At 52.8% G+C, this 20,916-nt stretch carries 19 protein-coding genes; 5 read left to right on the top strand and 14 right to left on the bottom strand.

The annotated features are described in order from the left end of the window. Nucleotides 1-209 precede the first annotated feature (209 nt). The 4 genes from leuB to ilvB all read right to left on the bottom strand — a co-directional run bounded on the left by leuB (nt 210) and on the right by ilvB (nt 5,294). On the bottom strand, nt 210-1,289 hold the full coding sequence (leuB, locus tag NYE74_RS32105; protein WP_036624921.1) for a 3-isopropylmalate dehydrogenase: 1,080 nt from the start codon (nt 1,287-1,289) through the stop codon (nt 210-212). A 569-nt stretch (nt 1,290-1,858) separates the two neighbouring features. Then, nucleotides 1,859-2,851 (bottom strand): ketol-acid reductoisomerase, encoded by a 993-nt coding sequence (gene ilvC, locus NYE74_RS32100; protein WP_036624922.1) that lies wholly within the window; start codon nt 2,849-2,851, stop codon nt 1,859-1,861. 212 nt (nt 2,852-3,063) lie between these two features. Then, nucleotides 3,064-3,546, bottom strand: a complete 483-nt coding sequence (ilvN, locus tag NYE74_RS32095) for an acetolactate synthase small subunit (RefSeq protein ID WP_036624923.1) — start codon at nt 3,544-3,546, stop codon at nt 3,064-3,066. Next, nucleotides 3,543-5,294 carry a biosynthetic-type acetolactate synthase large subunit gene (gene ilvB / locus NYE74_RS32090; RefSeq protein WP_124331705.1) on the bottom strand — a complete coding sequence of 584 codons (1,752 nt, stop codon included), beginning with the start codon at nt 5,292-5,294 and terminating at the stop codon, nt 3,543-3,545. The genes ilvN and ilvB overlap by 4 nt, the downstream gene beginning before the upstream one ends. Before the next feature lie 568 nt (nt 5,295-5,862). Between ilvB and NYE74_RS32085 the strand changes: the two genes are divergently transcribed. Then, a complete protein-coding gene (locus tag NYE74_RS32085) occupies nt 5,863-6,318 on the top strand; it encodes a GNAT family N-acetyltransferase (protein ID WP_341005524.1) in 456 nt (151 codons plus the stop codon). A 6-nt stretch (nt 6,319-6,324) separates the two neighbouring features. On the opposite strand, the gene NYE74_RS32080 is transcribed toward NYE74_RS32085, so the two are convergent. The 9 genes from NYE74_RS32080 to NYE74_RS32040 form a co-directional block, all read right to left on the bottom strand. Beyond that, nucleotides 6,325-6,612 carry a hypothetical protein gene (locus tag NYE74_RS32080; protein WP_036624927.1) on the bottom strand — a complete coding sequence of 96 codons (288 nt, stop codon included), beginning with the start codon at nt 6,610-6,612 and terminating at the stop codon, nt 6,325-6,327. A gap of 235 nt (nt 6,613-6,847) precedes the next feature. Then, entirely contained in the window at nt 6,848-7,807 is a 960-nt protein-coding gene (locus NYE74_RS32075; protein WP_036624929.1) for an ABC transporter permease, read from the bottom strand. A 1-nt stretch (nt 7,808) separates the two neighbouring features. Further along, nucleotides 7,809-8,882 carry an ABC transporter permease gene (locus NYE74_RS32070; RefSeq protein WP_036624930.1) on the bottom strand — a complete coding sequence of 358 codons (1,074 nt, stop codon included), beginning with the start codon at nt 8,880-8,882 and terminating at the stop codon, nt 7,809-7,811. After that, the gene (locus tag NYE74_RS32065) at nt 8,875-10,413 is read right to left on the bottom strand and encodes an ABC transporter ATP-binding protein (RefSeq protein ID WP_341005523.1); all 1,539 of its coding nucleotides are present in this window, start codon (nt 10,411-10,413) and stop codon (nt 8,875-8,877) included. Before NYE74_RS32065 ends, NYE74_RS32070 begins: the two co-directional genes overlap by 8 nt. Before the next feature lie 137 nt (nt 10,414-10,550). Then, a complete protein-coding gene (locus tag NYE74_RS32060) occupies nt 10,551-11,627 on the bottom strand; it encodes a BMP family lipoprotein (RefSeq protein WP_036624932.1) in 1,077 nt (358 codons plus the stop codon). 386 nt (nt 11,628-12,013) lie between these two features. After that, nucleotides 12,014-12,373, bottom strand: coding sequence for a 50S ribosomal protein L20 (gene rplT / locus NYE74_RS32055; RefSeq protein WP_036624933.1), 360 nt, complete (start codon nt 12,371-12,373; stop codon nt 12,014-12,016). Between the two features lie 212 nt (nt 12,374-12,585). Next, entirely contained in the window at nt 12,586-12,786 is a 201-nt protein-coding gene (gene rpmI / locus NYE74_RS32050) for a 50S ribosomal protein L35 (RefSeq protein WP_036624934.1), read from the bottom strand. An 87-nt stretch (nt 12,787-12,873) separates the two neighbouring features. Further along, on the bottom strand, nt 12,874-13,368 hold the full coding sequence (gene infC, locus NYE74_RS32045; protein WP_036624935.1) for a translation initiation factor IF-3: 495 nt from the start codon (nt 13,366-13,368) through the stop codon (nt 12,874-12,876). 1,250 nt (nt 13,369-14,618) lie between these two features. Continuing rightward, nucleotides 14,619-15,857: a glycosyltransferase family 2 protein gene (locus NYE74_RS32040; RefSeq protein WP_036624936.1), complete on the bottom strand. Its 1,239-nt coding sequence runs from the start codon at nt 15,855-15,857 to the stop codon at nt 14,619-14,621. 641 nt (nt 15,858-16,498) lie between these two features. On the opposite strand from NYE74_RS32040, the gene NYE74_RS32035 reads away from it, so the two are divergent. Beyond that, nucleotides 16,499-17,026: a phosphatase PAP2 family protein gene (locus tag NYE74_RS32035; RefSeq protein ID WP_036624939.1), complete on the top strand. Its 528-nt coding sequence runs from the start codon at nt 16,499-16,501 to the stop codon at nt 17,024-17,026. Nucleotides 17,027-17,078: 52 nt separating this feature from the next. Then, the gene (locus tag NYE74_RS32030) at nt 17,079-18,218 is read left to right on the top strand and encodes a UDP-N-acetylglucosamine--LPS N-acetylglucosamine transferase (RefSeq protein ID WP_036624940.1); all 1,140 of its coding nucleotides are present in this window, start codon (nt 17,079-17,081) and stop codon (nt 18,216-18,218) included. Nucleotides 18,219-18,273: 55 nt separating this feature from the next. Here the strand turns inward: NYE74_RS32030 and trmB are convergent, their stop codons facing one another. Beyond that, nucleotides 18,274-18,981, bottom strand: coding sequence for a tRNA (guanosine(46)-N7)-methyltransferase TrmB (gene trmB, locus NYE74_RS32025; RefSeq protein ID WP_036624942.1), 708 nt, complete (start codon nt 18,979-18,981; stop codon nt 18,274-18,276). A 334-nt stretch (nt 18,982-19,315) separates the two neighbouring features. On the opposite strand from trmB, the gene NYE74_RS32020 reads away from it, so the two are divergent. Beyond that, on the top strand, nt 19,316-20,293 hold the full coding sequence (locus NYE74_RS32020) for a TIGR01212 family radical SAM protein (RefSeq protein ID WP_036628576.1): 978 nt from the start codon (nt 19,316-19,318) through the stop codon (nt 20,291-20,293). Next, on the top strand, nt 20,272-20,868 hold the full coding sequence (locus tag NYE74_RS32015; protein WP_124331710.1) for a tRNA (mnm(5)s(2)U34)-methyltransferase: 597 nt from the start codon (nt 20,272-20,274) through the stop codon (nt 20,866-20,868). Before NYE74_RS32020 ends, NYE74_RS32015 begins: the two co-directional genes overlap by 22 nt. Nucleotides 20,869-20,916 lie beyond the last annotated feature (48 nt).

Raw genomic sequence — 20,916 nt, 5'->3', positions numbered from 1 at the left:
CGATCTCGAACTAATGATCTCGAACAGGTCTGCTTCTCCCAAACCAATTTTCTTCTCCTGAATTTAACTTCCTATCTGCTTCCGGATCAAATGGGATAATCATGCAAAGCGTCTGGACAGCGGATGTTGATCTGCCGATATCTCTTGCCACGATCGGTTACCGGCCCTCCCTGTCAAGCGCTGATTATTAGGTTGAGCCCTTTTTTTGCTTATTTTTTCATCGCCGCGACGATCAGGTCGCCCATCGCTTTCGTGCCGATCGCCTTGCTTTTGTCAACCGCGATGTCGCCGGTCCGGTGGCCGGCGTCCAACACTTCCGCCACGGCGTTTTCGATCGCGTCCGCCGCGTCGGCGTAACCAAACGTCATGCGGAACATCAGCGCCACCGACAGAATCGTGGCGATCGGGTTGGCCAGGTTTTGGCCGGCGATATCGGGCGCCGAACCGTGCACCGGCTCGTAAAGGCCAAAGCTTCCTTCGCCGAGGGAAGCCGATGACAGCATGCCGATCGAGCCGGTCAGCATCGCCGCTTCATCGCTGAGAATGTCGCCGAACATGTTTTCCGTGACGATGACGTCAAAGCTGGCCGGACGGCGCAGCAGCTGCATCGCGCAGTTATCCACGAGCACATGCTCAAGCTCTACGTCCGGATACTCCGGCGCGATCCGGTTTACGACTTCGCGCCATAAACGCGACGTCTCCAGCACGTTCGCCTTATCGACGGAAGCAAGCTTCTTGCGCCGCTTTTGCGCGATTTCAAACGCTTGGCGGACGATCCGCTCCACCTCGCTGACGTTGTACGCGCAGGTATCCACGGCTTCCTGGCCTTGATCCGTATCCCGGCGGAATTTTTCGCCGAAGTAAATGCCGCCCGTCAGCTCCCGCACGACGATCAGGTCGGTGCCCTCAAGCACCTCCGGCTTCAAGGTGGACGCGTCCTTCAGGCAGTCGAAAACGACCGCCGGGCGCAAATTCGAGAACAAGCCCAACGCTTTGCGGATGCCGAGCAGGCCGGTTTCGGGACGCAGCTCCTTCGGATTGTTGTCCCATTTCGGGCCGCCGACCGCACCGAGCAGCACAGCGTCGGCGTTTTTGCACACTTCCAGCGTCTCTTCCGGAAGCGGCGTTCCTTTCTCGTCGATCGCAATGCCCCCAAACAGGGCATGCTCCGTTTCAAAACGGTATCCGAACAACTCCTCCGTCCGTTTCAGCACCTTTTCCGCTTCGGCCACCACTTCCGGTCCGATGCCGTCTCCCGCGATAACCGCGATTTTTTTTACTTCTGCCATTGCTTCCAGCTCCCTTTCGTGAACATACTCTTCTTCAGTTGTATCATAGCCGGTTAGGATAAACAAAGATATAGAATCTATTAAGGCAATAGGCATTAGCTATAAGCTATTTCCGTTTTCCTATGGATTATGGCGATTGTTTTATCCTCTACCGTTATCCTCGTTAGTGTCTCTAAGAAAGCTCGGACCAATGCGCAAAGCGGGCATGTTCCGGAGGCCCGAAGCGCCATCCGTAACGTGAAGGATAAACTGTGGCCGAGAAAGCATTACAATGAGTTTTTACGGCCCCCCGCCATGGGGTTAACCCGCCGGCTCCTCCTGCAGCGGCGGATCTTCCTGCAGCAGCTGCGGGGGCGGATACAGCAGTTAAAAAAACGTCTGTCGAGGTACATTCGGGAAGTTGAATCTTTTGCATTTCAATCGCTCTAAGATGGTGATTTACGGAAAATAGAATGCACTTTTGCAGTTGATCCCAGCGGGCTGTCCTTCTTTCCATGAAAAACGAAAAACGAAAAGCGAAAAGCGAAAAAACGGAGCATCTTCCGCTCCGTTTTTTTCGTTTATTTTTATTACTTTTTGATCCAGTGCATCAATCCGCGCAGCTCGCCGCCGACCACTTCGATCGGATGGCTGGCTTCGTTGCGGCGGGTAGCCGTCAGGAAAGCACGGTTCGATTGGTTTTCCAAAATGAAGTCGCGGGCGAATTTGCCTTGTTGAATATCGGCAAGCACTTCTTTCATCGCTTTTTTCGTTTCTTCCGTCACGATGCGCGGGCCTGTTACATAATCGCCGTATTCCGCCGTGTTGGAGATGGAATCGCGCATCGTAGCCAGACCGCCTTCATAGATCAGGTCGACGATCAGCTTCATTTCGTGCAAGCATTCGAAGTATGCCATTTCCGGAGCATAACCCGCTTCCACCAGCGTTTCGAAGCCGGCTTTGATCAGCGCGGATACGCCGCCGCAAAGCACAGCTTGTTCGCCGAACAAGTCGGTTTCCGTCTCTTCGCGGAACGAAGTTTCAATGACCCCTGCACGCGTACAGCCGATGCCCTTCGCATAAGCCAAACCGATTTCTTTAGCTTTGCCCGTAGCATCCTGATGGATCGCGATCAGGCCGGGAACGCCGAAGCCTTCCACATAAGTACGGCGAACCATGTGGCCCGGAGACTTCGGAGCAACGAGCAGCACGTCGTTGTCTTTGGAAGGCACGATTTGGCCGAAATGTACGTTAAAACCGTGAGCGAACATCAGGGCCGCGCCTTTTTTCAGGTTTGGCGCAATTTCACTGTTGTAAACCGCAGCCTGCGTTTCGTCCGGCATCAGGATTTGCACCACATCGGCGCGTTTCGTCGCTTCGGCGACGGACAATACTTCAAACCCGTCCTCTTTGGCTTTATCGAAGGATTTGCCTTCGCGAAGACCAACGATAACGTTCACTCCGCTTTCGCGCAGGTTTTGCGCATGGGCATGGCCTTGGCTGCCGTAACCGATAATTGCGATTGTTTTTCCTTTCAAAACGCCGAGATCTGCATCTTGTTCATAGTACAAAGTAACTGCCATTTTAATTTGCCCTCCTAAAATTTGCGGGATAGCCGTTTGGCTTCCCTTGATATTTAACCCTCCGCCTGATGAGCGGGCGTTTCAACGGACCGACGCCATAACGAGGTAAAGCGCTGCTGTCCATCCGCTCAAACCCCCGCTCTCCGGCGGAAGCCGAAGCCGTAAACGGCTTAGTTAAACCTGATTGTTTACTTGGACTTAAGGCTTTCGTTTTAGGCGTTGCCGCGAATCATCGCGGTCACGCCGGTGCGGCTCAGCTCCCGGATGCCGTAAGGCCGGAGCAGTTCGATCATCGCGTCGATTTTTTCGGTATCGCCCACTACCTGCACCATCAAGCTGGACGAACCGATATCGACGACCGCCGCACGAAACGTCTCGACGACGCCCATGATTTCGGGACGTTCGGCCGGCTCGGCTTTGACCTTGATCAAAGCCAGCTCCCGGGAAACCATCGGTCTGGAGCTCAAATTGACAACTTTGATGACATCGATTAATTTATAAAGCTGTTTTTCGATTTGCTCCAGCGTCTTGTCGTCCCCTTGGGTCACAATAACCATCCGGGACAAGCCTTCCTCCTCGGACTGGCCTACCGTGATGCTCTCGATATTGAAGCCGCGCCGGCCGAACAGGCCGGACACGCGCTGAAGAACACCCGGTTGATCGTTTACCAATACGGAAATGGCGTGCTTCATCATTCTTGTTCACCGTCCCCCATCAGCATTTGATCGATGGTAGAACCTTGCGGAACCATCGGATACACGTTCTCCTCTTTGCGGACCATGAATTCCACCAACACCGGTCCCGGCGTATCGAGTGCTTCCTGCCATACCCGTTTGGCCTCTTCCTTGCTTGCGGCCCGCAAACCTTTGACACCGTACGCTTCGGCGAGCTTCACGAAATCCGGGCTGCCCTCGAGGTTGATATGGCTATAACGGTTGTCGTAAATCAACTCCTGCCATTGGCGAACCATCCCGAGCACCTGGTTGTTGATGACGACGATCTTCACCGGAATGTTGTTGATGGCGCAAATGGCCAGCTCCTGAGAGCACATTTGCATGCCGCCGTCGCCGTTGATCGAGATGACCAGCCGGTCCGGGAACGCCATCTGCGCGCCGATCGCCGAAGGGAACCCGAAGCCCATCGTTCCGAGGCCGCCCGAAGTGATCCAGGACCGCGGCTGATTGAATTTGTAAAATTGCGCCGCCCACATTTGATGCTGTCCGACGTCCGTGGTGACGATCGCTTCGCCGCCGGTGGTTTCGTTCAGCATTTCGATAACCCACTGCGGCTTCAACTCGGAGTCCGAGTCTTTGTACTTCAGCGGTTTATCGATCTTCGACTGCCGGATCTGCTCTCTCCAGGCATCCGCCTTGTCCGCCCGGGATACGAGCGGGTTGAGCATTTCCAACACCGTCTTCACATCGCCGACGATCGGAATGTCGGCATGCACGTTTTTGCCGATTTCGGCCGGATCGATATCGATGTGCACGATTTTCGCGCGAGGCGCAAAACCGTCCAGCTTGCCCGTCACCCGGTCATCGAACCGGGCCCCGATATTGATCAGCAAATCCGCCTGCTGGATCGATTGGTTTGCCGTGTAGGTGCCGTGCATTCCCGGCATGCCCATCCACAGCTCGTGCCCGCTCGGGAAAGCTCCCAAGCCGAGCAGCGTCGTCGTAATCGGAATTTGTGTCTTGTTCACGAATTCGAACAGCTGCTCATGGCCGCCGGAGTAGACGACCCCGCCGCCGGCGATGATCACCGGACGCTCCGCTTCTTTGATCGCCGCCGCCAGTTTGTCGAGCTGCAGCCGGTTCGGTACAACCGTCGGATTGTAGCCGCGCAGATTGACCGTTTGTACCGGTTCGAACAGCGTCTTGGCCGCCGACACGTCCTTCGGAATATCGATCAGCACCGGCCCTTTACGTCCCGTGTTGGCTAAATGGAACGCCTCGTGGATAATGCGCGGCAGATCCTCCACGTTTCTTACGAGATAGCTATGTTTCGTAATCGGCATCGTAATGCCGGTAATGTCCGCTTCCTGGAAAGCGTCGGTGCCGATCAGGCTGGTCGCGACGTTGCCGGTAATGACAACCAGCGGTACGGAATCCATAAATGCGGTGGCGATGCCCGTTACCAGGTTGGTCGCCCCCGGACCGGAGGTGGCGATGCACACGCCGACTTTGCCGGTGGCCCGGGCGTAACCGTCCGCCGCATGAATGGCGCCCTGCTCATGTCTGGTCAGCAGGTGATGGAAGTCGGTAAAACCGTACATCGCGTCGTAAATATACAGCACCGCGCCGCCCGGATAACCGAAGACGCACTCGACACCTTCCAAAAGCAAACTGCGAAGCAGTATTTCCGAGCCCGTAATGACTTCCGGTTTCATCCATTTCTCACGTAATTGTTCTGTAGACCGCACTTCTGGAGTTTGCGCGCTCATCAGTCATCCTCCTTTTCAAGGGTTGTTCAAAAAGCCGACTTTTTGAACTCTTATTGAATTACATTGCAAATAAAAAAACCTTCCGTCCGCCGGAAGCAGTCTCCTGTTCCGAGGGACGAAAGGTTTGCATCCTTTCGTGGTACCACCCATTTTCACCCGGCACCTCACGGTGCCAAGCCTTATCGAGTACGGTGCTTGTTACCCTTACCCGAAGTCCCTAACGCGGACCTGACGATTTTCCCTAATAGGCCTTGTTCGCAAGCGTCACCGCGGAATGGCTTGCAGCTTTTCAGGAAAACAGCTCCGAGGTGAGCTCGCATTTAAGGGGTTTTGGTGGTGGTCTCAGCAAATCCATCCACTCTCTGAGCAAAGAGCCCTTAAACCTTCGTCCTCATCATCGCCGATTCAGTATGTTCATAAAATGTTTAGGAACATTATATGATTACTTTACACATAGAGTCAATACCCAATCGAATGAAAACTTTTGACCGGAACACCTCTCCCCCTGCTCTCATAAGATAAATGGCGGCGCCCATACAGGATACGCGGCAAGGAGGAGAATCATCGCATGATCCGCTACAGAAGACCAAAGCAGGACGATCCCGTCATTTTCGATCTCGTTCAAAAGCAGCTCGTCCCCCATTCGAGTTTGCCTTCCCACGAAATCGAAACGATCCTGAAGGAACTGCCGAAACGGCTTTCGCGCGGCGTTACGCTGGTAGCCTCGCCTTATTATGAAGCCGATCCGGTGGCGTTTATTCATTTTCTCGTGTACGACGATTTGCTGTATATCGATATGATGGCGGTTGCTCCCGCTTATCAGCGCAAGCGTTACGGCCAGACGCTGATGCTGCACGCGGAGCATTTTGCCGCTTCGCGCGAATGCATTCGCGCAAAAGTGATGGTGGACCGGGACAACACCCGAGCCCACCTGTTTTACCGCAAAATGGGGTACCGTAGGAAGCGTTTCATTGAGGCGACAAAGTGCTATGAAATGGAAAAAATACTTAATTTCTACATTTAGGCCGGTTTACCAAATGAACGGGCCACCAAACCCAAAGGGGCCGAAGCCGCCAAATCCAAAGGGACCAAAGCCGCCGAAAGCAAAGGGCGATGTGCCGATAGCCAGCAGATCAAACAAAACGAGCGGAGCAATCGCTTTGGTATGCACTTTTTTACCGGATTTCTGGCGGACGTACAGGCGGTTGCCGCTGATTTTCACCAGTTTGCCCGTTACAATACTACCGTCCTTTTTATAAGCTACAATGTCTTTGCCCAGCAATTTTTCGGCGTCTCTCTTCGTCACCGTTCTGCCCATCTTAACTCCTCCTGTTAGGTTATTTCATAGCCGTCAAACCGCTCGGGTGAACCGTTTTATTCGGCTATTGTGTGTTCAAACCTAACATATTCGCCTGTAATCATCGGTGCCTGCACCATCGCCTTGCTCCCTAAAAAAACAGGCCGGTGTCTACGGATTTAGGCAAAAAAAAGATGCTTGCGCGTTAACGCAGCATCTCTTTTATATAGCTTTCCGTCGTGCTTCTCACGGTTGTTTACCGTTTACCCGGATCGTAAGGCGTTCCCAGCGCGGACGGAGCCGAGGAGCGGCCAACCGCACCGACAAGCACGATGATCGTCAGAACATACGGGATCATGAAAATGAACTCCTGCGGTATGTTTCTTGACCATTCAAACAGCTGCACATAGTTGCGGATCGCCTGGGAAAAGCCGAAAAACATCGCCGCTCCGAACGCGCCCAGCGGGTTCCATTTGCCGAAAATCATCGCCGCGATCGCAATGTACCCTTGCCCGGAAATCGTATTATGGGCAAACGTGCTTGTTGTCGTCAGCGTAATCGTAGCCCCGCCGATGCCCGCCAAGGCGCCGCTGAGCAGCACGCCGATGTAACGCATGCGGGTTACCTTGACGCCCAGCGTATCGGCCGCGCTCGGATGTTCGCCCACGGCGCGAAGACGCAGGCCAAACGGCGTCTTGAACAGCACGAAATAAACGACCGCGACGAGGATCAACGCCAGATACGTCGTCGGATAGGAGTTGAAGACGCCCGGACCGATGATCGGGATATCCCGGAGCACCGGAACGGCGTATTTCTGGAAGACGTCGACCAGCGGCGTTTCCGCCGCCCCTTCAAACAGCAGCTTGACGATGTAAACGGTCAGGCCCGCTGCCAAAAAGTTGATGACGATCCCGCTGATCGTCTGATCCGCCTTGAACGTGATGGTGGCAACCGCGTGAATAAGCGCCCCCAAAGCCCCGACAACGACAGCCGCCAGCACCCCGATCCACGGGGCCAGTCCTCCCATTCCGGCCTCCTGGGCATAATAGGTGCCTACGCCCGCCGCAAACGCGCCGAAGATCATCAAGCCTTCCAAACCGATATTCACCACGCCGGAACGTTCCGAAAAAATGCCGCCCAGCGCCGTGAAAATCAGCGCGGTCGAAAATACAAGGGTTGAATTAAGCAGTTGACCAAGCAGCGTTAGTACGTCCATATCACAACACCTTCTCTTTCTTTCGCTTCAGGAAGAAAGGTTTCAGTACCAAGCGTACGATGCCCTGAGCGGCAATGAAGAATATGATCGAACCGAGCACAATCTTGATCAGCTCCGGCGGAACTTTGGCGGCAAAGCTCATCCCGGCGGAGCCGTAAGTCAACACGCCGTAAAGAATGGCCCCCAGCACCACGCCAAAAGGATGGTTCATCCCAAGCAGCGCTACGGCAATACCGTCGAAGCCGTACCCCGGCGATGCGGCGTATACCGACTGATAGTGAAAAACGCCCAGCACTTCAAACGTGCCGGCCAGGCCGGCAAACACGCCGCTGATGAACATCGCTTTCACCACATTCCGGCCAACGTTCATCCCCGCGTATTCGGCCGCGTTCGGGTTCAGGCCGACCGAACGCATTTCGTACCCTTGTTTCGTTTTCCACAGGTATACAAAGAAAAATACCGCCGCCAAAAGGGCGATCACCGTTCCCCAATGAATCCGGGCGTTGTTGAACATCCCGAACAGGAACGTCATCGAAGCCGAAGCTTCGATATCCTCGGAACGGTTTTGGCCTTTCAGTAAAAAGAAGTTCCGGATCACGTAATTGGATAAGTACAAGGCGGTCCAGTTGAGCATGATCGTCGTAATAACCTCGTTAATGCCCCGCTTGGCCTTAAGATACCCGGCGATGGCGGCCCATAGACCTCCGGCGATCCCGCCGGCGATGACCGCGAGCGGCACAAGGATGGCGGACGGCAAACCCGACAAGGACAACGAGACAGCCGTGGCGGTCGTCATGCCGATGAGCACCTGCCCGTCCGCACCGATGTTGAACATCCCCGAACGGAACGCAAAGGCAACGGCCAGACCGGTGAAAATAAGCGGCGTAATTTGCCGGATCGTTTCGCCGAAATCGTACGGATTGCCGACGACCCGCTTAATCAACGCGCCGTAAGCCACCAGCGGATTATAGCCGCCGATCAGCATCACCACCGCCCCGACCAGCAGGCCGAGCAAAATCGCCACCAGCGGGACGATCAGGCTGTCCATCGTAAATATTTTGCGCAGTTTATCCAATCGACTGACCTCCCCGTTCCAGGCTGCCCGCCATCATCAGGCCGAGTTCCTGATCGTTCGTTTCCTGCGGAAGCACTTCGCCGACGATTTTCCCCTCGTAAATGACGGCAATCCTGTCGGATACGTTCATGATTTCATCCAGCTCGAAGGAAATAAGCAGTACCGCTTTCCCCTGATCGCGCTGCTCCACCAGCTGTTTGTGCACGAATTCGATCGCGCCGACATCAAGCCCGCGCGTCGGCTGGGCCGCGATCAGCAGGACCGGATTTTTGTCTATTTCCCGAGCAATAATTGCCTTTTGCTGATTGCCGCCGGACAAGGAGCGGGCTTTGGTCTCAATGCTTGGCGTACGCACGTCGAATTGCTCGACCAAAATCTTGGCACGCTCGTCGATTGCACGCTGGTTAAGCATCACACCTTTGCTGTAAGGCGCTTTATAATACGTTTCCAGCACCATATTTTCACTGATGGAAAAGTCGAGAACGAGGCCGTGCTTATGTCGGTCTTCCGGAATATGCGACACGCCGCTTTCAATGATCTTGCGGGTCGGCAGGTTCGCGAGTTCCTTCCCCAGCAGCCGGACCGATCCGGATTCGATCTTGCGCAATCCCGTAATCGCTTCGATCAGTTCCGTTTGACCGTTGCCGTCAACCCCGGCGATTCCGACGATTTCCCCTGCCCGCACTTCGAGATTCAAGCCGTCCAGCACCGGAATGCCGTGTTTGTCCCTTGCCTTGATTTCACTTAGCTGCAATACAGGCTGCCCAATTTTCGGCTCATTTTTATCGATTTTGAACGATACCCCGCGGCCCACCATCTTTTCGGCCAGTTCGCTCGGATTCGTTTTGTTCGTCTCGACGGTATCGATCACTTTGCCGCGCCGGATAATCGTTACCCGGTCGGAAATTTGCATAATTTCCTTCAGCTTATGGGTAATCAGAATGATCGATTTTCCTTCGGCGACGAGCCGGCGCATGATCGCCATCAGCTCTTCGATTTCCTGCGGCGTAAGCACCGCCGTGGGCTCGTCAAATATAAGAATATCCGCGCCCCGGTACAAAATTTTCATGATTTCCACCCGCTGCTGCATCCCGACGGAAATATCGTGGATTTTCGAGTTCGGATTGACATGAAGACCATATTGTTCCGACAATTTCGCCACTTGGGCGGACGCCGATTTATAGTCGATGTTAACGCCTTTTTTCGGCTCCAAGCCGAGAATGATGTTCTCGGTCACCGTAAAAGGCTGGACAAGCTTAAAATGCTGGTGAACCATGCCTATTCCCAATTTGATCGCTTTATTGGGACTGTCGATCGTTACCGGTTGGCCGTTCATCTCGATCGTACCCTCATCAGGTTGATAGAGCCCGAACAAAATGTTCATTAGCGTCGATTTGCCCGCACCATTCTCGCCGAGAAGCGCGTGAATTTCCCCTTTTTTCAGGGTCAGGCTGATGGAATCGTTGGCCACTATGCCGGGAAAACGCTTTGTGATTTGCTTCAACTCGACTACGGGAGCCTCGGCATTCATGAAATCACCCTCACCATTTTGGGATTTACGCAAGCAACAAGGCCAGTTCATCCACTGGCCTTGCCTGCTTGATTGCTATGTTTACTGCTGCTTGACCGCATCCGGCTCAAACCCGGCCGATCTTTTAAGCCGCTTGGTTATTCGGATGGAACCGTGATTTCGCCGCTTACGATTTTTTGTTTGTACTCTTCCACCTTGTCGAGAATTTCCTTGCTCAGGTTCGGATTTTCTTCCGGCAAACCAACGCCGTCTTCCTTCAGCGTCAGGTTGGTAACTTGTCCGCCTTTAAACGTGCCGTCGATAACTTGCTGAGAAACGTTCTTCACCGCAACGTCAACGCGTTTAATCATCGAGGTTAAAGTAACTTCATGCCCAAACTCAATCGATTGGTCTTTGTCGACGCCGATAACCCACAATTTGTTTGCTCCGCCGGCGTTGTTGCGCGCGGTTGCTTCGTTGAACACGCCGTTGCCGGTTTGGCCGGCGGCCGGGAAAATAATGTCCGCGCCGTAATCAAACAATTGGCCGGCAAGAGATTTGCCGATATCCGGTTTGTCATACGCGCCGGCATAAGTAATTTTGACTTCCGCATCCGGATTAACCGCCTTAACGCCTGCTTGGAAACCAACCTCAAAGCGTTTGATAACCGGGCTATCGGCACCGCCGATAAAACCGATTTTGTTTGTTTTCGTCGTCAAGCCGGCTACGACACCGACCAGATAAGCCCCTTCATTTTCCGCAAATGTTACGGATTCCACGTTTGGAGCGTCAACCACGTTGTCGATAATGGCCATTTTGGCGTTCGGATTCGCGTCAGCCACTTGTTTCGTAGCGTCGCCGAGGTCAAAGCCGATCGACCAGGTCAGATCAAAGCCGTTTTGCACGAATTGGTTCAGGTTTGGAACGTAGTCCGAGCTGCTTGCGCTTTGCAAATACTGGTTTTGAATGCCTTTTTCTTTGTTCAAAGCTTGCAGCGCTTCCCATGCCGATTGGTTAAACGATTTGTCGTTAACGCCGCCGACGTCCGTGACAAGACCGATCTTCACATTGGAAGCTGAAGCCGTATCCCCGCCGTTGCCCGCTCCGGCATTTCCGGTTTTAGCCGCGTTGCCTCCGTTGGCACCGCCATTGTTCGCCGCTTTCTGACCGCAGCCGGCCAAAACCAACACGAAGGCGAGCATCATGACTAGAGAAAGTTTGAAGGCTTTGTTCATTGAAAAATAATCCCCCTTAAAATTTATGACCTTATCCAAGGTTTCGATATAGTCAGATTATAACTGCAAAATAAGCTAAAATCCATACTTTTAACGACCTTGGGTCAAATAATTTTCGTGTTTATTCCAGGTAAAGCGCTTGCTTTTGACAAGTTTCCCACGCAATGTTCGTTTGATGTGAACTTAAGCTGGGAAGAACTGTCTATTTCCGAACTTTTCCCAGCAACCCGAAGCACAATGTAAGCTTTTTCTCTCGGCCCGCTTCGCCCCGCTGTACCTATATACTTCCTCATTTTCTAATTTCCATGCCTGTCTTGCTTATGCATCTTCTAAAAAAGGCGCCGCCCCGGTGTTCTAATACCGGAAACAGCGCCTTGTCAACCTAATTAAGCGTTGATTTTTTCTTTGGCTACGGCGGCCAAAGAATTAAATGCGTTCAGGTCGTTGACGGCGAGATCCGCCAGCATTTTGCGGTTGATGTTCACTTCGGCCAATTTCAAGCCATGCATCAATTTGCTGTAGGACAAACCGTTCATGCGAGCTGCCGCATTGATCCGAACGATCCAAAGCTTACGGAAGTCGCGTTTTTTCGTGCGACGGTCGCGGTATGCGTACAGCAGGGATTTCATAACCTGCTCGTTCGCGGTTTTGAAAATGCGGTGCTTCGAACCGAAATAACCTTTAGCCAGTTTCAATACTTTTTTATGACGACGACGAACGACGAATCCGCCTTTTACTCTTGCCATATTAAAAACCTCCCAAAAAGTTGTGTTAAGTATGAGCGTTCAAAAAGTCAGGTTTTCGGCAGGCTTCATGATCGGAAAACCTCGATCGATGCATCTGCACGGAAGCCAGACCGCCTTAAGCGGTGGTTATTCTTGCGATATAAGGAAGCTGGTGCCGAGAGGCTTTACTTTCTTATATCTTCAAAAGATGACTTTTTGAACTATCTCTTTGATTACTTCAAGTTTGCCAGTTGTTGCTTCATACGGCTAACGTCACCTGCGTAAGCAACAGGGCTGTTGGCCAAAACACGTTTTCTGCGATTGGACTTATGGGACAGCAAGTGATTGCGGTTCGCTTTGTAACGTCTAACTTTACCGGACCCGGTAATTTTGAAGCGGCCTTTCAGGCTGCTGTGAGTTTTCATTTTAGGCATTGTACTTCCCCCTCAAAGTTTGTGAGACGATTGTTCCCTTTCCGTGGCATTCCGCGGGCGGAACGCTCATATATAGAAAACAAGCGCTTAGTTTTTCGGTGCCAGAATCATGATCATGCTGCGTCCTTCCAGCTTCGGAAGGCGCTCAATGCTTGAGATTTCCGCAACCTCATCTTTGACGCGGTCGAGAATTTTTTTCCCGATGTCGGCATGGGCAATTTCGCGTCCGCGGAAGCGGACCGAACATTTCACCTTGTCGCCATCCTTCAAAAATTTGATCACATTGCGAAGCTTCGTTTGGAAATCGTGCTCCTCGATGTTGCTCCGGAACCAGACTTCTTTGATGTCCACAATTTTCTGATTTTTGCGGGCTTCCTTCTCTTTCTTCTGTTGCTCGTAACGGAACTTGCCATAGTCCATAATCCGGCAAACCGGCGGCTTGGCAGTCGGCGCAACGTTCACCAGATCCAGATTCAGGTCGATCGCCATCTGCAGCGCTTCGCGCAGCGGCTTGATGCCAATTTGTTCTCCAGCAGCGCCAACCAGACGGACCTCTTTCGCACGAATCTCATCATTGATCAAATGTTCCTTACTGATAATTCTCCACCTCCAAAAGGTCTTAAGCTCTTTGACCGAAACTTAGGCACATAAAAAGGATGCAGGTCTTACGCCCGCATCCCAAATTGATCGTCAATTCTTCATGAACATATCATTCACAAATCATTGGATCAAAACCAGCCAACGTTAAAGTCGGTCAGGTGAGAAGCCGGGGCCTCTGCTTGCAATCCAAAAACTTCTTGCAACCTCAAATACTATAGCATGCGGATAAACGCCAAGTCAAGGGGATTTGATAAAAAAAGCCGGTTTGTATTTCTTTTGTATTTCCGTTCGCCTCCGGCGGGGAGTCAGACTCCCTCCCTACAAGCTCCCTATCCACTTGGTGGTCTCGCTGCCGGAAAGTTAGGCTGGAAAGATGGGCCGGAGAGTTGGGCCGGAAATAGCGGTCATTAATGTCGTTATTTTAGCTTTTTGATTCCGTTTGCCCGAAATAGAAGCGTTTTACGCCCTTATTTTCCAAGACAGCCCGTAAAAAGCAGCGATATTGAGCCTTCGCCCAAAAATAAGAGCCTAAAAATCCCTTATTTGCTCCACAGCTCCCTGGTCGGATAAAATAAGGTCATTTTTTGCCGCTATCCTTCCGACACGGCACGGTACAGTACAGTACGATACTGTACGGCGCGCTCAAGCGCCAACTTCGGCGAACCTGCATGACTTGCGAAATAAGGCAGATTATTTCTTCGATGATGATTCAGTCTTATATCTTCAAAAGATGACCTTTTGAGTTTTCGATTCAATAAAAGTTTAAAAACCGGCTTTTCGGCACCGAGAAGGGTTGGATGAAGCTGGGACCGAGTAGCGCAGCGTAGGTGAGACTACGTGAGCACACGCAGGGCCCGGCTGAATCCAAGATTCGACGCCGAGCCCGCTTCATCCATTTAAAGCTTCGTGATAAGAAAAACCTTTATCGATGCAAATCCAAGCAGTCAGACCGCATTTAGCGGAAGTTTTTCTTGCGATATGAGGAAGTTCTTTCTTGGATGATTACTCATCCTCATATCTTCAAAAGTCGGTTTTTAAACAACTGTTACAATCAAGACTCAAAAGGCCAGGTTTTCAGCACCGAAAAGGTTGGATGAAATAGGGACTGAGGAGCGGAGCGTAGGTAGTTCCTACGTGAGCACCGGAAGGCCCTATTGAATTCAAGATTCGACGCCGAACAGCCCTCTGAAATTACTTCGTGATCAAAAGACGGCCTTTTGAGTTTCCTTAAATCAGCCTTGTTTGCTTTGCACTTCTTCGAGGCGAACTACGCGCGTATGCTGCGTATGGCTCCATTGCTTGTTGTTTTGCGTAAAGAATGCGTAGAACGTGATCGGCCACCAGGAGATCAGATAAATCGGGAAAAGGATCAGGTATGCGTACACCTTCTTGGACTTCACCTTCTCCAGGATCATGGCCGCCAGGAAAATAAACACGTTCGCCGCGATCGCCAAATAGGAAACCCACATCGGCAAGTATTGATAAAGCGTATCGAAATGCGGCCCTTGCAGCAGCGACTGGTCCACCCAGATCAATGCCGTCAGCAGGAACGTCAGCAACACGATGTATACGTTGACCCCATAAAGCGCCATATCCAGCTTGACAAAATTGCGTTCCTTGATGCTCTTCCAAAGCAGCGGGAAGAAGTAACGGCGGGCGACCGTAAAGTGTCCCTGCATCCACCGCAAACGCTGGCGCGCCGAAGCTTTGAACGTCAGCGGCTTCTCGTCGAACAGCTTGGCGTCGTAGTTAAACACCGGATACACGCCCCGCTCCACGCAGCGCATCGTAAATTCCAAGTCTTCGACCAAGCTTGTCGCGCCCCAGCCCATCTCTTTGAGCAGGTTCGTTTCAAAGCACATCCCCGTGCCGCCCAGGAAGTTCGCCATGTTCAAATTATGCCGGGACAACTGCCAAAGCCGGTTGCAGTACCAGTACGAGATCCCGTAAGAAGCCGTAATCCAGGAATCCTCCGGGTTCTTCGTGTCGATGTACCCTTGGATCACGCGGGCCCCGGAGCACAGATCGTTGTTCATTTCCCGCAGGAAATCCGGATGCGCCAGATTGTCGGCGTCAAACATCACAATCGCGTCGTACTGGCGCGGCATTTTCCACAGCTGCTTCAGCATCCATTCGATCGCGTAGCCCTTGCCGCGCAAATTCGGATTGCTGCGGACGCAGGCGTTCATGCCGTGGCTGCGGACGATGTCCGCCGTACCGTCCGTGCAGTTATCGCAAATGACAAATACGTCGAACAATTCTTTCGGATAGTTCAGGAGCTTGAGATTTTCCATCAAAGCCCCGACTACTTTTTCTTCGTTGTGCGCCGCGACAAGCACGGCAAAAGATTTGGTTGGCTCGAATTGCCTTTTCGTTTTTTTCTTGTACATGCCGAATAAAGCTAAACCGAACTGATACACCCCAATCACCGCAAGCACCACCTGCAGCGAGACCAAGATGATGTCCAACATGATTTCTTGCCCCCTTTTTAATGCTCCGTTTTCTATCTCTCATGTCCGGAGCGTTTGGTAATAATTGACCCTTTTTTTGTCACTGTCCCTTTTTTTGTCACTGTCCCTTTTTTTGTCTTTCGAATGGCATTTTTTTCTAATCAAATTAACGTAACGCATTCGATTTTCCACGAATTTGCCGCTTTTGTCAAAGCCACTATAACCCCGCCGTAGCGCAAATATATCCGAAGTCGGTCTATTTTCGCGTACGGGACCGCCGCATCCTGCGTGCAGGTGCGGTTTGTTCTTATTTTCATCACTTTTGGCACTTTTTATTTCAGGTTCCAACTTTTTTTTCATTCTCCGCGTCAAAAAAAGGAACGTTCCATATTTAACAGACGTGACAAAGCGGCAAAAAGTTTACAGATTCCTGCACTTTTTTTTAAACTTTTTTGCTATTATTTGAATCATTGTAAAGGGACGCCGGGCAAAAAGTCAAAACCCGCCGATGTACCCCGAACAAAAAAACAGTTCTTGAAAAGGCCATGGATTAAAAATATGATAAGTCTAACCTGAAAATGCCATCCTACTTTTTAACCAAAACGTAAAAACGGGCAGTTTTAGGCCGTAGAACGCGGCCAAACCAAACGCGGAGGGATTACATGAATCAGCTCATTCAAAAATTAAAAAACCTGGACCGCCGGATTTTCGTGGGGATCAACGGCCGCTGGCACCGCGAATTTCTCAATTCCTGGCTTTATCGATTAACTTTTTTGGGCGGAGCTACGTTTACGATCGCCTTTTCCTTGCTCATTTGGCTTGCCGCACCCCAGCCCTGGAGCAGGGTAGGCCTGCAATCATGCGTTGCTCTTGCGCTCAGCCATCTTCCCGTCGCGCTCGTCAAAAAAACATATCCGCGCGTTAGGCCTTATTTGACGCTGCCGGGCACGAACACCTTCAGGAATCCGCTGAAGGACCATTCTTTTCCTTCCGGGCATACGACGGCGATTTTTTCGGTAACGGTACCGTTCGTGGCCGCCGCCCCCGGGCTCGGATTTGTGCTTTTGCCCGTGGCGCTGGTGGTCGCCGTTTCGCGGATTTACCTGGGCCTGCATTATCCTTCGGACTGCCTTGCCGGCGCGGTGATCGGTTCTTGCGTGGCCCTCGGCACGGTTGCATTCTGGGCGTAAAGGGGATATTGTAGTTCAGTAGGAAAACCTTGCAGGAAAAGGTGAAACCAAAGTGCATAAACAAAGAGTCTTGCTTTTATCCGAAGGGTTTGGAGCGGGACATACCCAGGCGGCCTATGCGCTCTCCAGCAGTTTACGGAAGCTGGCGCCAAACGTGCAAACGAAAGTCCTGGAGCTCGGCAGTTTTTTGAACCCGAGAGTGGCTCCGCTGTTCATCACCGCGTACAAAAAAACAGTGTCCACCCAGCCCAGGCTCATCCGCATGATGTACCGCAGCAATTACAAAAAATCCATGAACCGATTGACGACGCTTGCTCTACATCGGATTTTTTATACCCGCACCATCCAGATCATACGCCAGTTGCATCCCGACGTGATCGTCTGCACCCACCCGATTCCCAGCGCGGTCATCTCGCGGATGAAGCGGCTGGGCATGCTTGACGTGCCGCTTTGCACCGTAATTACCGATTATGATGTGCACGGGGCGTGGGTAAGCCGGGAAGTGAACTGCTACCTCGTCTCCACCGACCAGGTGCAGCGCAAACTGATGGACCGCGGCGTGGACAAGAGTAAAATCCTGATCACGGGCATTCCCGTGCATCCGAATTTCTGGGAGCGCCACCGCAAAGAAGACATCCGCCTGCAGTTCGGCTTGAAGGACATGCCGACCGTTCTGGTGATGGGCGGCGGCTGGGGGTTTATGAAGGATGAGGCAGTGAACTCGCTGCTGGCCTCATACCGGGAAAATATCCAAATCATTTTCTGCTTCGGCAGCAACGAAAAGTCGCTGGAAAAGATGAAAAAGGATCCTCGCTTCATCCATCCGAATATTCGGCTGCTCGGATTCACGAAGGAAATCGACAAGCTGATGGAAATATCCGACCTGCTGATTACGAAGCCCGGGGGAATGACCTGCTCCGAGGGACTGGCCAAAGGCATCCCGATGCTGTTCCACAAGCCGCTTCCCGGCCAGGAGGAAGAAAATTCCCACTATTTCGCGCAGCAAGGATGGGGGACTCCGATCGATTCCCTGGACGATATCACGAATTGGATCAAACGCCTGACCGACGATTACGAAGAGGTCGTCCGCGCCAGGGAAGACGCGCTGAGCCATATCGCCCGCTTCCGTCCGATGCAGAGCGCCCAGGCCATCATCGATCTTCTTGGAAACACGAATTTCATTCGAAAATAAAACAAGGCGGCGCGAAGGGTATCCCTTTGCGCCGCCTTGTTTTTTCAAGCCCGATCTAAAACCGCTCCAGCTTATGTTCATGATACCGCTGCAGCGCCGCTTCCCCCACAATCACCTCGCAGCGGTAAATCGGCAGGCCTTGACCGACGAACTTGCTTTCGTATTCCGTCATGACATGCCCCTCGTTAACGCCTCCCTCATGCAGGCTGAGTGAAATATCGCTCATCTGCAGCCCGCACGCGGCAAACGAATTCAACGAAAACTCGAACAGAATCCTCGAATCCGTCTTAAAGTGAATTTCCCCCCGCTCGTTCAACAGGGCGCGGTATTTGTCCAAAAATCTGGGGTGCGTCAACCTTCTCCGCCAATGCTTCTTCTTCGGCCAAGGATCGCTGAAATTCAAATAAATCCGCTCCACTTCCCCCGGAGCAAAAAACTCCTCCAGCGATTCGACGTTGCCGAGCGCCAGCCGAACGTTTTCCGGCCGCTCCGCGCCCTGTTCCCGCCAAATCGCCCGCACTTTCTCGCCCGCCCGGCGAATCAGTTCATCGTACATATCCATGCCGATAAAATTGACCTCCGGGTATTTTACGCTCATCCCGCTGATAAACTGTCCTTTTCCCATGCCAAGCTCGATGTGAATCGGCCGTCCGTTGCCGAACGCCTCCGCCCAGCGTCCTTTATATTCCCGGGGATCCAGCACAACCAGGTCGCGCTGCTGCTCCAAATCCTCCCGAATGCCTTTTCTGCCGCGTAAACGCATGTTATTCCTCGCTTTTCTGGTTATTCGTACTTGCAATATTTTGCCGAAGATCGTCATAAAAGTAAAGAGCGGAAAATGAAAAAGGAACCGAAACGAACGCCGGGGAGACGAACGAGTGATTCCTTTTTCGATATATTTTGGAATTGGGGTTCCAACAAATTTAATACATTCAAAATAGCATAATCCGTATTTCACTGCAAGGAAGCTACCAGGCTGTATTCCCCTTTTTTCGAAAAATTTGATACAATGAATCAGGTAGAATCGCCGAAACGACGGGCTTTTCCCAGTGAATAAATATACAAAAAATTTTTTTGACAAAATAAAGGAGCTTGTGATGAGTACACTAATGGCGGACACTCCTGCTTTGTGGGGAGACAAGCGATTTCATACCTGGAATACCGAGATGCGCCGCGAATTCGGGGAAAAAGTGTTCAAGGTGATGCTGGATGCCGGCTTTACCTGCCCCAACCGCGACGGTTCTATCGCCAAAGGCGGCTGCACCTTTTGCAGCGCCCGGGGCTCGGGAGATTTTGCCGGCAGCCGCCGGGACGACCTGGTGACCCAATTCAACCGGATCCGCGACCGGCAGCACCAGAAATGGCCGCAGGCCAAATACATCGGTTACTTCCAGGCCTATACGAACACGTATGCCCCGGTGGAGGTGCTCCGCGAATATTACGAGGCGATCCTCGAACAGCCCGGCGTCGTCGGCTTGTCCATCGCCACCCGGCCGGACTGTCTCCCGGATGACGTCGTCGATTATTTGGCCGAGCTGAACGAGCGGACTTATTTATGGGTCGAGATGGGGCTGCAGAGCATCCATGAATCGACTTCCGAACTGATCAACCGGGCGCATGATACAAAGTGTTATCTTGACGCCGTCGAGAAGCTGCGCAAACGCAACATTCGCGTCTGCACGCATATCATTTACGGCCTCCCCCAGGAAACCCATGAAATGATGCTCGAAACGGGGCGGGCCGTCGCTGCCATGGATGTTCAGGGTATCAAAATCCACCTGCTTCACCTGATGCGCAAAACGCCGATGGTAAAGCAGTATGAAGCCGGACTGCTGCGGTTCCTGGAAATGGACGAATACATCAAGCTGATCGTCGATACGCTGGAGTTTCTGCCGCCGGAGATGATCGTCCACCGCCTGACGGGAGACGCGCCGCGCGACCTGCTGATCGGGCCGATGTGGAGCCTGAAAAAATGGGAAGTGCTGAACGCCATCGACGCCGAGCTGAAACGGCGCGATTCCTGGCAGGGCAAATACTGGAGGGGGCAAGGGGCATGGGTTTCCTCTCGGTGTTAAGCATGGCCCATAAGCTGGCCGGCGAACGGCTGCAGCCGGGCGATGCCGCGGTCGACGCCACCGCCGGCACGGGGGCGGACACGCTGTTTTTGGCCAAAGCCTGCGGACCGAAGGGGCGGGTGTTCGCCTTCGATATTCAACCGCAGGCCTTAAACCTGACCCGGGAGCGGCTTGACAAAGGGGCGCCCTCCCCCCTGGCCGGCGTCACCCTGATCGAACGCAGCCATGCCGAGATGGAGGCTGCTTTGCCCGCCGAGGTCCATGGCCGTTTGGGCGCCGTGATGTTCAATCTCGGCTACCTGCCGGCCGCAGGAGCGGACCCGGCGCTGATCACGCTCCCGGACAGCACGATCCCGGCGCTTGAGGCCGCCGTGCGCCTGCTGCGGCCGCGCGGGATTCTCACCGCCGTCCTCTACCCGGGGCACCCTGGCGGAGAGACCGAAGCCGCAGCCGTGGAAGCCTGGGCCGCGTCACTGTCCGCCGCAGATGGACAAGCGATTGTATACCGGCAGCTGCAAAGGCCAGCCGCGCCTTATCTGATCGCCGTAGAGAAAAAGATGAGCGATGAACGATGAACAGCGAACAATAAACAATAAGCGGCAAACGATAAAAGAAAGGCTGGG

Source organism: Paenibacillus sp. FSL P4-0127 (assembly GCF_038007325.1).
GTDB classification, from domain to species: domain Bacteria; phylum Bacillota; class Bacilli; order Paenibacillales; family Paenibacillaceae; genus Fontibacillus; species Fontibacillus macerans.
The sequence above is the reverse complement of the archived record's forward strand: the minus strand, read 5'-3'. Positions and strand labels throughout refer to the sequence as shown.

What these genes read in the sequence shown, in the direction of transcription:
- ilvN (WP_036624923.1), bottom strand. Translation starts at nt 3,546, where the DNA reads ATGATGAAGCACGCCATTTCCGTATTGGTAAACGATCAACCGGGTGTT.
- NYE74_RS32035 (WP_036624939.1), top strand. Translation starts at nt 16,499, where the DNA reads ATGAATCAGCTCATTCAAAAATTAAAAAACCTGGACCGCCGGATTTTC.
- NYE74_RS32065 (WP_341005523.1), bottom strand. Translation starts at nt 10,413, where the DNA reads ATGAATGCCGAGGCTCCCGTAGTCGAGTTGAAGCAAATCACAAAGCGT.
- trmB (WP_036624942.1), bottom strand. Translation starts at nt 18,981, where the DNA reads ATGCGTTTACGCGGCAGAAAAGGCATTCGGGAGGATTTGGAGCAGCAG.
- rplT (WP_036624933.1), bottom strand. Translation starts at nt 12,373, where the DNA reads ATGGCAAGAGTAAAAGGCGGATTCGTCGTTCGTCGTCGTCATAAAAAA.
- NYE74_RS32015 (WP_124331710.1), top strand. Translation starts at nt 20,272, where the DNA reads ATGGGTTTCCTCTCGGTGTTAAGCATGGCCCATAAGCTGGCCGGCGAA.
- ilvC (WP_036624922.1), bottom strand. Translation starts at nt 2,851, where the DNA reads ATGGCAGTTACTTTGTACTATGAACAAGATGCAGATCTCGGCGTTTTG.
- NYE74_RS32060 (WP_036624932.1), bottom strand. Translation starts at nt 11,627, where the DNA reads ATGAACAAAGCCTTCAAACTTTCTCTAGTCATGATGCTCGCCTTCGTG.
- rpmI (WP_036624934.1), bottom strand. Translation starts at nt 12,786, where the DNA reads ATGCCTAAAATGAAAACTCACAGCAGCCTGAAAGGCCGCTTCAAAATT.
- ilvB (WP_124331705.1), bottom strand. Translation starts at nt 5,294, where the DNA reads ATGAGCGCGCAAACTCCAGAAGTGCGGTCTACAGAACAATTACGTGAG.
- leuB (WP_036624921.1), bottom strand. Translation starts at nt 1,289, where the DNA reads ATGGCAGAAGTAAAAAAAATCGCGGTTATCGCGGGAGACGGCATCGGA.
- NYE74_RS32080 (WP_036624927.1), bottom strand. Translation starts at nt 6,612, where the DNA reads ATGGGCAGAACGGTGACGAAGAGAGACGCCGAAAAATTGCTGGGCAAA.
- NYE74_RS32020 (WP_036628576.1), top strand. Translation starts at nt 19,316, where the DNA reads ATGAGTACACTAATGGCGGACACTCCTGCTTTGTGGGGAGACAAGCGA.
- NYE74_RS32085 (WP_341005524.1), top strand. Translation starts at nt 5,863, where the DNA reads ATGATCCGCTACAGAAGACCAAAGCAGGACGATCCCGTCATTTTCGAT.
- NYE74_RS32075 (WP_036624929.1), bottom strand. Translation starts at nt 7,807, where the DNA reads ATGGACGTACTAACGCTGCTTGGTCAACTGCTTAATTCAACCCTTGTA.
- NYE74_RS32040 (WP_036624936.1), bottom strand. Translation starts at nt 15,857, where the DNA reads ATGTTGGACATCATCTTGGTCTCGCTGCAGGTGGTGCTTGCGGTGATT.